The sequence below is a fragment of the Pseudalkalibacillus sp. A8 genome (assembly GCF_045920555.1).
In the GTDB taxonomy this organism is placed as follows: Bacteria; Bacillota; Bacilli; order Bacillales; family Fictibacillaceae; genus Pseudalkalibacillus.
Map to the genome: position 1 here is coordinate 884,494 of NZ_CP174509.1, position 12,024 is coordinate 896,517.

Consider the following 12,024-nt stretch of genomic DNA (forward strand, 5'->3'; position numbering starts at 1 on the left):
ATTAGACAATAGTTGTTGTACGGCCGAAGGATCTTGTCAAAATGAGTTCCGTTTATGATGACGTTTTGATGTCATTTTTTTCATTACTTTTTTGGTAAAATAAGGATGAATCAATGAATTTATTTGTTCCGTTAAAGGGCAGGATTCTGGAATAAGAGGTTCCTATATTTAATCCACAAAAGGGCAAAAGGGCCATATCGTGGAATAAGTGAATTGCCAAAATTGTGTTAATTATTTTCAACGTACCATAATACTCTTCCCGATTATCTCTTGTTTCGAAAATTGAAATTTGTGGGACGTGTCCTCAATGTTACTAAGCCGGTTTATTGAACCGGCTAGATTTTTAGGATTTTAATAAATCGTAATGATTACAATTTACAAATCGTAATCATTACGATATAATGTTTACCTATAAAAGGAGGAGTGAAATTGCTTAAAAAATTTGTAGGTGTACTTAGTTTATTTACTGTCATTTTTACGTTATCTGCGTGTGGAGGAGAAGCAACAAACAGTAGTGAAAGTGAAAAAGAACCACAAGGACCTAACGAAGAGTTGAAGATTTTTACAACGGTTTATCCTCTTCAGTTTTTTACTGAACAAATCACAGGGGATCAAGCTTCTGTGGAATCTATTCTGCCACCGGGATCAGATACGCATACTTATGAACCAACCACTAAAAAAATGCTTAAAATCGCTGAATCCAATGCTTTTATTTATAATGGAGCAGGTTTAGAATCATATGCAAACAAAATCTCCGAATCTATTCAATCTGAAAATGTCAAGATACTAGAAGCATCAAAAGGAATTAACTTGGAAGAGCATGTACATAACCATGAAGGAGAGGAAGGCAGCCACGAGGACGAACATGCTGGACATAATCATGGGGATCAAGATCCTCACGTTTGGCTGGATCCTATTCTTTCTATTCAGGTGGCCGAGCATATAAAAGATTTATTAGTTGAATTAAAACCTGAGCAAGAAGAAGTGTTTAACCAAAACTTTGAAGAGTTGAAAGGAAAACTTGAAAAACTAGATCAAGAGTTCCATCTACAGCTTGAAAGTTTACCAGAGAATAAAATTATTGTATCTCATGCTGCTTATGGCTATTGGGAGAAAACCTATGGGATCGAGCAAATCGCAGTGTCTGGCTTGAGCCCTTCTACCGAGCCTTCACAAAAAGAGGTACAAAGGATCATTGAGACTGCTGAAAAGCACGGTTTGAATCATGTGTTTTTTGAACAGAATGTAACTCCTAAAGTGGCGGACTTAGTTAGGAAAGAAATTGATGCAGAGGCTGTACGTATACACAATTTATCGGTTTTAACAGAAGAAGATATAAAGAATAATGAGGACTACTTTACACTCATGCAGCACAACTTAGAGGAACTAAAAAAAGCTTTATCTGAACCCTCATCAGAGGGATCTACTAAGACAAAAGAGGAGGGTAAACACGATCACGAGCACAGTCATGCACATGATGAAGAATCAGAGAAAATTTATGAAGGGTATTTTGAAGACAGTCAAGTGAAAGATCGATCTCTTTCCGATTGGGAAGGAGACTGGCAGTCTGTATACCCATATCTTCAAGATGGTACGCTTGACGAAGTATTTGCTTATAAAGCAGAACAAGAAGGTGACATGACAGCTAAAGAATATAAGGAGTATTATAATGGAGGGTACCAAACAGATGTTGGGCGTATTACGATACATGGAGACACTGTAACGTTCTTCAAAAATGGAGAAAAATATTCTGGGGAGTATATCTACGATGGGTACGAAATTCTGACATATGATGCAGGAAATAGAGGGGTAAGATACGTATTTAAACTAGAAAAAGAAGCTAAAGGACTTCCTCAATATATTCAGTTTAGTGATCATAGTATCTATCCGACTGAAGCTAGCCACTATCACCTGTATTGGGGTGACGACCGTGAAGCTTTATTGGATGAAGTTACGAACTGGCCTACCTACTACCCATCAGAAATGGATGGACATGACATTGCCCATGAAATGATGGAACATTAAATTAGAAGTAGCAAGGATTACTACTTTGCCAAGTATGTATGTAATGGACTTTGGTATCGAAAAAGATAACAAAGTCCATACTCTGGTGGAATTACAGCAAACCATATTGTTAAATCAATGCACAAAGATGAAACTGAAGATATATACTAGGATTTATCTCCTAACCTTATTCTTTTAAAGAGCAACGATACCCAAAAAGTTGGGATGAGTACAGAAGTAAGACTAGCACCATATTTACACAAAAAACAGGTGGAGTAGTAAAACAAGTCCCCAATACAACCCACATGCTACATTGGGGAGGGAAGGCAGATAATCAACGAATTATAGAATTACTGGAAAATAAGAAATAAAAAAGAGCAAGTCCTGGTATTCAATTTAAGGGGGCTTATCCGTAATAAGATAAGCTTCTTTTTTTATGAAATTAATGATCGAGTTAGGTCCATTAATTTGAAGTAATTGGTATTAAGCAAGAGGGGCAGTTTGAAGATTTTGAGGGGGATTGTTATGTCAAAGAAGACTTTTTCAGTTTTATCAGGAGTTTTTTTCATATTGGCTGTTTTCCCGCTAATAGCTGGTCTAACTAGATGGGGGAATAAAATATATGTTGCTGTACTAAGTATAAGCATCTTTTCACCTTTGATTTTTAGCTTATTAGGACTTACATTTGGTTTGGTTGGCAACAAGGGTAAAGCGAAATTAGTTCTTGTTATGTTAAATATTTTAGGCGTTGGGCTTTCGCTCTTCTTGATTTTTGTAGCAACATCAGGATTTCAGCAACCATAGTATTCAAAATATTTTTTCTTCTGTTATAGGGGGATTTAATGGAATATTCATTTGAAGCTCGAACAGTATACTAGACAAAAGACTCGTCATTAACGAGTCTTTTAACTTTTATATTAGTTGCCATTTACAATGTCAAAACGTGTATCATTAAGGCTGTGATTTTTGATTTTGCACCTCAACATGGAACCCTTTACACTTATGGGCCAGCCTTCTTTTTGAAAGCTTAGGTGGGAAATTTGGAGGACCAAGACCTTAATTGTGAACAAAATACCAATTCCAAAGGTTTAGAGGACGAGAGACCTTATTTGCATGCAATCATTGAAAAACACTCGAGTTTGTCACAGATAAAGGCCTATATGTCCGTAAAATTCAGGACTCACTATATTGTCATAGATATGGGCTTGTATGTCCGACAGGAAGGAATACAAACCGCCGATCCTCTTCAGTTGTAAGCCGTTGATACGGATAGGGCACGTCCTAACGCTTTACCGATAATGGATGATCAAGTACGATTCACAACGTTTTGAGGAAGTATTTTCGTAGGTATGTGCATAATCTGCGGAAAAGCGGAAGGCTTCCCCCGCTTTCAGTGAATGGGTCGAATCCTCTATCAAGACATTCAATTCACCCTTGTGAACGAAAAGATACTCCTCAACACCACTACCATGCGAGGGACTTGTGTAGGAACAACCGGGTTCTAATGCGATCGCATAAGCCTCGAAACTCCGATTCGGCTCAGTAGGGAAGAGAGTGTGTACCAAATAACGCCCATCGTCTTCCAATAAAGGCTCGACGTCATCTACCCTTACTTTTGAAAATTTCGGTGCTTCATCTTCCACAAAAGAGGAAAAAGAGACGCCGAGCCCTGAAGCGATTTTCCATAATGTACTCACGGTAGGGCTGGAGGTGCCACGTTCGATTTGTCCCAGCATCGCTTTGCTGACCTGTGTCAACTTGGACAGGTCATCCAGGCTTAATTTCCGTTCAGTACGGATCGTCTTTATTTTTTTTCCGATCAAATGATTGATTTCATATGACATTTCATTTTCTCCTTGACGAAAAATATGTTATAAAATACAATACGTACAATATAACATACAAATGAAGGGATTAACAAAGTTAGGGAAAGGAGAAAGCTTCATGAATGTTGCAATTGCCGGACGAATGTCATCATCACTTTTCAGGCGCGGGCTTCAGAAAGGAAGCAGTATAGCGATCGGGTATATGCCTGTCGCCTTTACATTCGGTCTTCTCGCTAAAAGCTCTGGGCTGAGTCTATTTGAAGCGGTCTGCATGAGTATCTTCGTATTTGCGGGGGCTGCACAATATATTTCCCTGACCTTATTCGCGGCAGGCATCAGTGGGTTTGAAATCATCCTCACAACATTCATCGTAAACATCCGCCATTTATTGATGAGTGCTTCCATTGGTGAAAAGTCAGCAGACGATCCAAAATGGAAAAAGGCATTATACAGCTTCTTCATTACCGATGAGACATTTTCGGTTGCTGCAGTACAAAAAGGAAACATTCAAGCAGCATACATGCTCGGTATAGGACTCATTGCTTGGAGCAGCTGGGTCGTGTTTTCCGGGGTCGGGTACCTGATCGGTTCAGGGTTGCCGACGATTTTACAGGAAAGCATGGGAATTGCTTTGTACGCTTTATTCATCGGACTCCTAGTACCTAGCGCTCGTAAATCATTGAAAGTCATTCTGTTAGCTTCGATTGCTGCAGTTGTTAATAGTATTTTAACCTTCAGTACACCGATGTCAACAGGGTGGACGATCATCATTTCAACCTTGTTTGCAGCTGTCCTGATCGAGTTGTTATGGAAAGGGGAGAAAGCGGATGCTTGATACCTATATCTGGATCATTTTGGGAATGGCAGCAGTTACGTATATTCCGAGGATGTTACCGCTGGTCGCGTTTCAAACTGAATCAATCCCACCGATTATACGAGGAGTGCTGAAAAATGTTCCGTATGCTATACTGGGGGCATTGATTTTTCCAGGCATCATTACGTTCAATGGTGATTTATGGATGGGGATCGTCGGTGCACTTACGGCTTTCATAGCAGCTTATTTCGGAGCGAGCCTAATCGTGATCGTCATCAGCTCGATAGGGGTTTTGAGCATTTGCAGTCTGTTGTTTACTTAACAAATACTTTACTTTTCAGTCTATAAAATTAGTGGTATAGTGAATCTACTCCAAAAAGATGAGGTGGGAAAACATGATGTTTTTGCTTCGTTATCTTATGATAGGATTTTTCTCTGTAACAGCAGTATCATTGATCGCCTTTCAATCAATCGAGATTTTCCAAGCATTCATAGAGACATTTTTTACGGATATGAAACATAAATAAAGCGTTTACATGGGAGCTGGATTTAAAGCTCTTTTTCTTTTTAGTTCTTTTAAGTTCATTGTTGATATATGCAAAACTCACTCCCTTTCCACGGGCGATCCGCAAACCTCCTCAATCGCTTTTCCCGCTGGAGTTTCGCGATTTACGCTTTAGAAAAATTCCAGCGGAAAATAGTTTTCTTATTGCGATAATGGGAAAACTAGGTAAGAAACTATTAAAAAGGAAATGATAATGTGAAACTTATTGCTATTGATATGGACGGTACTCTTATTAACAACAATACAACGATCAATGAAGCGAACGTCAAAGCAATCCAAAAAGCACAGGAAGCTGGAGTCCACGTTGTTGTGGCGACTGGACGATCTTATGAGGAAGCGGTCACGCCAATCCGGGAGGTTGGACTAAGCCTCCCGATCATTGCGATAAACGGCGCTCAAATGAGGACTGAAGAAGGCAAGATCAAGCAAAGTATTACGTTGTCAAAAGACACCTATTATAAGGCAGCAGAATTATTGAATAACTACTCGATTTATTTTGAACTTTATACGAATAAAGGGACATATAGTGACAACCCTGAGATGGCGATTGACATCATTGTCGATATCATCAAAAGTGCCAATCCTGAAGTCAGCCATAAGCGTGCACATGAATTGGCAGATTATCGCATTAACAATGGAAGAATTCATACACTTGAAGATTATAAGGAAGTCGTCGAGGAACCAGATGTAGAGATTTATAAGCTGCTTGCCTTTTCAAAGAATGAAAAGGATCGTAAAAATGCTTTGAATGATTTTCTAACATTCAATGATTTGGCAGTAAGTAAATCCGCTGAGGCGAATATTGAAATTACGCACCGTGATGCCCAAAAAGGAATCGCTGTGCAAAAGTATGCTGATGAGCTCGGCATTCCGATGAAAGAGGTCATGGCAATCGGCGATAACTACAACGATGTGTCGATGTTCGAATTAGTGGGTTACAGTGTCGCGATGGGAAATGCTGAGGAAGATATTAAAAAGCTATGCACCTTCGTAACGAAAACAAATGATGAGAGCGGTGTCGCATTCGCCATCCAGACATTCATGAAAAAGAATCGCGTAAGTTGATCTGGATATTTGTAAAATAGCATGCCCAAAGAAAAGCGGCTGGCCAAATATGGCCAGCCGTTAGTTTTTTTGACGTTTACGATTTTAACAAGTCATGATCCACATATCGTTCACCATTGAGTTTGCTGAGTACATTCACAGCAACTTTAGCTCCATCTCCAGCAGTGATGATCGTGTGTACGCTTACCCCAGCTACCGTTCCTGCAGCCCAGATTCCTTCAATGTTTGTTTTACCGTCTGCATCCACATCAAGTATCGTTTTTATTCTAGGTTCTTTACCTTCTATGGTCTTAAGGCCTACCTTATTAGCCAGATCAACTACAAGCCCTGTTGCTAAAATGACTTGATCAGCTTCATAATTTCCTTTGTCCGTTTCAATGGTAAAACCTTCATCTGACTTAGAAATATGCTGGACGCTTGTGGGGACGATTTCCGCTCCGAATTTACCTGCCTGTTTTTTTCCGGTTTCTACAAGGTCAGGACCAGTAGCTTCCATGACACCATAATGATTTTCAATCCATGCTTTTTTAGTAATACTCTTATCATTATCGAGGACGAGGGTGTTTTTTCCTGATTTGGCAGCAAACAGGGCAGCACTTGCTCCTGCAGGGCCAGCACCGACGATAGCGATATCGTACATTACCAACAACTCCTTATTTAAGATGTTTTTGGTCTAAGCTGTTTGATCTCATGGATGTCAAATATATCGTAACATGATAACCTTCAAGCGCCTACTAATTGGCACAGTTGTGTTAAACGATTCTTTTCCGTATGAAGGTACTGATATAGTCGATGATACTGACAAAGATGATGATGACGAGCAAAATCATACCGACTTCATCCCAGTTACGATTTCGGGATGAAATGACAAGAAGGGTTCCGATACCACCCGCACCGATGATTCCAAGGACTGTCGAAGCCCGGACATCGATTTCAAAACGATAGATGGCATAGGATAAAAACTCAGGAATGACCTGCGGCATGATCCCGTAAAAAAAGACCTGGATCTTGTTCGCCCCGTTTGCTTCCATTGCTTCGACCACATTCATATCGATCGATTCAACCACCTCCGAATAAAGCTTTCCGAGCATCCCGACTGAGTGGATGGCGATTGCAAGTACACCTGCAAATGCACCAGGTCCGATGGCCACCACGAAGATCAACGCTAGCAATATCTCCGGGAATGTACGGTCCGCATTCAGGATCCATTTCCCCAACGTATTCAGAAATGGATTACGGTTGATGTTCGAAGCTGCAAAAAAGCCGAATGGTACAGCTAGGATTGCAGCCATGAAGGATCCAGTGAATGCGATGAACAGCGTCTCCATCATAAAATTCAAAACTTTTTCAGCGAATGTAAAATCCGGGCTGAACAATTTCGGAATGATACGGTCGAAGTTTGCAACCGTCCGCTCACTGAAAATTCTGCCCCATGGTATTTCAATGGTAGCGAATGTCCAAATATAGAGGGCGAGCATACCGATCCCAATGACAATGTTCCGAATGGTTTTGACGCCACTTTTAGGTGGTTTAGGAGGTACAGTGATGTTCATTACACGAGACGCCCCCTTAATTTATTACTGATATAGTCGATGATGACAACGACTATGAATGTTATGACGATGATCGTGCTTACATTCTGATAGCTCAAAAAGTTAAGTTGTTGCTGAAGGATCAAGCCGATTCCACCGGCACCTACGAAACCAAGGACAACCGAAGCACGTACATTGATTTCAAAAACATAAAGGGTAAACGATACGAATTGAGGCAATACCTGAGGTACAACAGCATACCAGATGACCTGGAGTGTATTCCCGCCAGATGCACGGATCGCTTCAAGTGGATTCATATCAATCGCTTCAATCGTCTCACTGATCAACTTCGCGAGAATTCCGAGAGAGAAGATAATCAGAGCAAGGATACCGCCGAAAACTCCGATTCCGAACAAGCCCACGAATACGACAGCTAAAATCAGTTCAGGAATCGTACGCATGATGTTCAAAAACATTTTGATGAAGTTATAAAGAAATTTATTTTGCACGATATTGCTTGCAGCCAAAAGGCTGAATGGTATACAAAGGATTCCTGCGATTGTGGTAGCAATCAGTGCCATTTTAATCGTTTCCAGAAGTTTATCGACTACCACTCCAGCATAACTCCAGTTAGGAGGGAACAACTGGACGATCATGTTCCAGACGTTGGCAAAGAAATCCGCATCGAATCGGAGTATTGACGAATTCGTCATCACAGAGCTGAGGATATAAAACCCAAGCACAACAAGCATGATGATGTTCATTCGTAATTTCGCATCTTTTGAAACAAGACTAGTAGGTACTTGATTCGTATGAACGGGATTTGGAGGTGTTGGATTCGTATTAAGGGGTTTCGACATTCTCTTCGGTGCCCCCTCGAATATCATCTTCCTTGATTGGTCTGCCGTAGATTTCTTCGAATGTTTTTTCATTTACTTCACTAGCAGGCCCATCAAATACAATTTCTCCGCCACGCATACCGATGATCCGATCAGCATATTCCATCGCCATATCAATGAAGTGGAGGTTGACGATTGTAGTGATGTTGTCCTCCCGATTGATCTTCTTCAAGTATTTCATCACTTGATGGGAAGTAGGAGGATCCAGACTCGCGACAGGCTCATCAGCCAGTACGACAGATGGTTGTTGTGTCAGTACACGTGCGATGGATACACGTTGTTGTTGGCCACCACTTAATTGATCGGCCCGTGAGTAAAGCTTTTCTTCAATATTCACACGTTTAAGGCTTTCATAAGCTAGAGTCATATCCTCTTTGGAATAAAGATTAAGGATACTCTTTAAGGTGCCAGTGTGACCAAGGCGTCCTGAAATGACATTTTTCATGACAGTCGAACGCTTGACCAAATTGTAGTTCTGGAAGATCATCCCGACTTTCGTACGGAGCTTCCGCAGGTCTTTTCCTTTATACTTCAAAATATCTTCATCATCGACGATCAATTGGCCTCTTGTCGGGGTGACGAGTCTATTGACGCTTCGAATGAATGTTGATTTACCAGCCCCGGATAAACCGACAATGACGACGAACTCCCCTTCATTGATTTTCACATTGATATCTTTCAAACCCTGGGTTCCGTTTGGATACACAAGGGACAAATCTTTCATTTCAATCATACTAACTCCCCTTATTTTGAATAGAGTCTGATTGTTTCATAGTAAACGAGGAAGAATCAATACTCTTTTATGGTTTTAGCTGTGTTATACTTCATTGTTGATTTTTACGAAATTCACTGCCTTTTAGCGGGCAAAAGAAAAGCGGAAGCGACCTGCTTAGTCACGTAGGTCACTGGAAAACTGACGAGGAGGCTCGAACCAAACAAAGTTCGGTTCTGCGAGGCTCACCCATAAGATGTAAATCAATGTGTCGGCCGCCGCAGGAAGTTTGAAGTGATCCAAGTGACTGGTCGCTGAGCTAGACATCACTCCTCTGTACCTAACACTTTTTACAGGCTTAGCTTAATTCCGCAAGCCTCCTCGCTTACGGGGTCTTGCCGGCTCGCTTTTCCTGCAGGAGTGTCGCGAATTTCGCTAGAAAGTCATTTTAAAAGATACAGTACAGTTGCTATGTATTGTAGGAAAATGTGTGTGAGTAAGGTCTGGATGGACTTACGTGAAAAAAAGGGAGAAGGCAAGCTTCCCCCGCAAGAACTGGACTTACATATCATCTACAGAAATGGATTCCTTGAACTTCTCATATGTGCTGCGGACAACATCGTACTCACTGTCTTCAGCCTCTATGATTGCATCCCAGCTGTATACTTCGTTCATGATTTTGATCATTTCTTCATCATCATTGAATGATAGGAATGTATCTTTAATTTTCTTTTTCCATTCATCAGAAAGTTCTTTTGTCAATGAGATTGTATCGTTCGGAATTTCATCTGTGTATTCAACGACTTTAAGCTTGTCCATCACATCTGGATAATCTTCTTCAACTGCAGTACGAGCATCATCGAAGGTAGTCGCTACATCAGCATCCCCTTCGTAAACTGAGATGATCGCATTGTCATGTCCGCCAGCTTCAACCGTGTTGCTAAAGAAACCTGATTGAACATCTTCAACACCGAATTCGTCCATGATTTGTGCTGCTGGGAACAAGAAACCGCTAGTAGATGTCAAGTCCGGAATCGCCCATGTCTTTCCTTCCATGTCTTCAAGGGATTCGATGCCGGAATCAGCTCGAACCACGTATTGTGCTTTGTATGTACCGCTGCCGTAACGCTCTGACTTGAGGATGACTTCAACACCATGTTTTTCATTTGCTAATACATAACCAAAAGCAGGTAAGAAACCGATTTGAACTTGATTGCTTCCCATTGCTTCTACAAGTGCAGAGTAACTAGTCATGACTTTACCTTCAACTTCTACGCCAAGCTCTTCTCCAAGTTTATCAGCAAGAGGCTCTACTGTATCTGCGATTTCATCAGAATCTTGTGATGGAACGAAGCCCATGACTAATTTTTTGACTTCGCCGTCCTTACTACCGCCGCCAGAATTAGAATCACTACTTGTTCCGCATGCCGTCAGCCCGATCGCTAAAATTGCAGCGAACAAAAGTGCAACAACCTTTTTCATTCCTATTTCCCCCTAAATATGTTTTAATTGACAACAAGTCAATTATGCTATAATCCTGTAATTTTTTCCATACAATTTTACAAATTTTTCCCTATCTTTACATAATATTTTTGCGATAGATTAAGCGAACCATTATAATAACAACAGTTGCGAGATTGAATAATCTTTTTTGTGAGGGATGTAAAATGAAACAGTTTTATCCAGGTTGCAAGCTGATAATTTTTGATCTAGATGGCACGTTATATGAAGATACTGATCACTTCGATTACTACGCATCTCTTTTGAAAGAAAAGGTCGCAATCGACGACCAAGAGCGTTTTATGAAAAATTATGAGGATATGAAGAAGGGTGATCACCCTATAACGATTGGGAAAGCATATGATGTTGAAAGGGACGCCATCCTGACATTGGACCCGCTAACGCTAAAAGTGACCCACGTGCAGAAATGGGATGGCTCAGAGTGGGATAGCGAGGACGTCAAAAATACATATCGTGAATTGACTTTTGATTTTGAAAAAATGATCGCCATAGGTGACGGATGGTGGCTTCCTTATTCAGCAGCTAGGCATTACGGGGTTTCAATCGAAGAAACTTACCATTGTTATACGAAGACGAAGGAATTCATGGTGACAGATGAGTTTCAATTGACGATGACACCTGGCCTGAAAGAAGGGTTGCATAAGCTGAAGGAAGAGGCAGAAATCGTCCTGGTAACGAACAGCGAAAAGGATGATGTGGAGCGACTGCTCAATGAGTTGGAGCTTGGCGACCTTTTCCCTGAGATTGTTCCATTAGCCCAGAAGCCAGTCCAAACGAAGAAAATCTTTCTGGATTTGATGAAAAAATATGGAGTTAAAGCTGATGAGACAGTGTCGATCGGAGACAATCTGATCAATGAAATTGCTCCAGCATTGCTGCTAGGTTTGAAGACGATTTATATACAGCCGACCGGTATCGAGCTTGAGCATGCGAATTTGAAGGTTGTCACCAGTTTAGCAGACGTTTTCAATCAAGCCGATGAAACTGAATAATAGAAGATCGAATGCTCATACGAATGATCGTTCACTTAAATGTCGAACCAATTTCGGTGGGCGTTTTTCATGTTTAATATTGATAATGATTCTC

At 40.8% G+C, this 12,024-nt stretch carries 13 protein-coding genes; 7 read left to right on the forward strand and 6 right to left on the reverse strand.

The window, feature by feature from the left end:
- Nucleotides 1-429: 429 nt before the first annotated feature.
- Together ACJROX_RS04645 and ACJROX_RS04650 are read left to right on the forward strand one after the other, a co-directional pair.
- Nucleotides 430-2,025 carry a metal ABC transporter solute-binding protein, Zn/Mn family gene (locus tag ACJROX_RS04645; protein ID WP_408009594.1) on the forward strand — a complete coding sequence of 532 codons (1,596 nt, stop codon included), beginning with the start codon at nt 430-432 and terminating at the stop codon, nt 2,023-2,025.
- Nucleotides 2,026-2,529: 504 nt separating this feature from the next.
- Entirely contained in the window at nt 2,530-2,808 is a 279-nt protein-coding gene (locus tag ACJROX_RS04650; RefSeq protein WP_408009595.1) for a hypothetical protein, read from the forward strand.
- Between the two features lie 485 nt (nt 2,809-3,293).
- Here ACJROX_RS04650 and ACJROX_RS04655 read toward each other — a convergent pair whose 3' ends face one another.
- Complete coding sequence (locus tag ACJROX_RS04655; RefSeq protein ID WP_408009596.1) at nt 3,294-3,848, reverse strand: helix-turn-helix domain-containing protein; 555 nt, start codon at nt 3,846-3,848, stop codon at nt 3,294-3,296.
- Nucleotides 3,849-3,948: 100 nt separating this feature from the next.
- On the opposite strand from ACJROX_RS04655, the gene ACJROX_RS04660 reads away from it, so the two are divergent.
- The 4 genes from ACJROX_RS04660 (at nt 3,949) to ACJROX_RS04675 (ending at nt 6,274) form a co-directional block, all read left to right on the forward strand.
- A complete protein-coding gene (locus tag ACJROX_RS04660) occupies nt 3,949-4,665 on the forward strand; it encodes an AzlC family ABC transporter permease (protein WP_408009597.1) in 717 nt (238 codons plus the stop codon).
- Nucleotides 4,658-4,966 (forward strand): AzlD domain-containing protein, encoded by a 309-nt coding sequence (locus ACJROX_RS04665; RefSeq protein WP_408009598.1) that lies wholly within the window; start codon nt 4,658-4,660, stop codon nt 4,964-4,966. Before ACJROX_RS04660 ends, ACJROX_RS04665 begins: the two co-directional genes overlap by 8 nt.
- Before the next feature lie 73 nt (nt 4,967-5,039).
- Nucleotides 5,040-5,171 (forward strand): hypothetical protein, encoded by a 132-nt coding sequence (locus ACJROX_RS04670; protein ID WP_408011848.1) that lies wholly within the window; start codon nt 5,040-5,042, stop codon nt 5,169-5,171.
- A gap of 233 nt (nt 5,172-5,404) precedes the next feature.
- Nucleotides 5,405-6,274: a Cof-type HAD-IIB family hydrolase gene (locus tag ACJROX_RS04675; protein ID WP_408009599.1), complete on the forward strand. Its 870-nt coding sequence runs from the start codon at nt 5,405-5,407 to the stop codon at nt 6,272-6,274.
- 76 nt (nt 6,275-6,350) lie between these two features.
- On the opposite strand, the gene ACJROX_RS04680 is transcribed toward ACJROX_RS04675, so the two are convergent.
- The 5 genes from ACJROX_RS04680 to ACJROX_RS04700 all read right to left on the reverse strand — a co-directional run bounded on the left by ACJROX_RS04680 (nt 6,351) and on the right by ACJROX_RS04700 (nt 10,899).
- On the reverse strand, nt 6,351-6,914 hold the full coding sequence (locus tag ACJROX_RS04680; RefSeq protein ID WP_408009600.1) for an FAD-dependent oxidoreductase: 564 nt from the start codon (nt 6,912-6,914) through the stop codon (nt 6,351-6,353).
- 112 nt (nt 6,915-7,026) lie between these two features.
- On the reverse strand, nt 7,027-7,827 hold the full coding sequence (phnE, locus tag ACJROX_RS04685; protein WP_408009601.1) for a phosphonate ABC transporter, permease protein PhnE: 801 nt from the start codon (nt 7,825-7,827) through the stop codon (nt 7,027-7,029).
- Entirely contained in the window at nt 7,827-8,666 is an 840-nt protein-coding gene (phnE, locus tag ACJROX_RS04690) for a phosphonate ABC transporter, permease protein PhnE (protein ID WP_408009602.1), read from the reverse strand. Before phnE (ACJROX_RS04690) ends, phnE (ACJROX_RS04685) begins: the two co-directional genes overlap by 1 nt.
- Entirely contained in the window at nt 8,650-9,438 is a 789-nt protein-coding gene (gene phnC, locus ACJROX_RS04695; RefSeq protein ID WP_408009603.1) for a phosphonate ABC transporter ATP-binding protein, read from the reverse strand. Before phnC ends, phnE (ACJROX_RS04690) begins: the two co-directional genes overlap by 17 nt.
- A 540-nt stretch (nt 9,439-9,978) precedes the next feature.
- Nucleotides 9,979-10,899, reverse strand: coding sequence for a phosphate/phosphite/phosphonate ABC transporter substrate-binding protein (locus ACJROX_RS04700; protein ID WP_408009604.1), 921 nt, complete (start codon nt 10,897-10,899; stop codon nt 9,979-9,981).
- A gap of 185 nt (nt 10,900-11,084) precedes the next feature.
- On the opposite strand from ACJROX_RS04700, the gene ACJROX_RS04705 reads away from it, so the two are divergent.
- On the forward strand, nt 11,085-11,930 hold the full coding sequence (locus ACJROX_RS04705) for an HAD family hydrolase (protein ID WP_408009605.1): 846 nt from the start codon (nt 11,085-11,087) through the stop codon (nt 11,928-11,930).
- Nucleotides 11,931-12,024 lie beyond the last annotated feature (94 nt).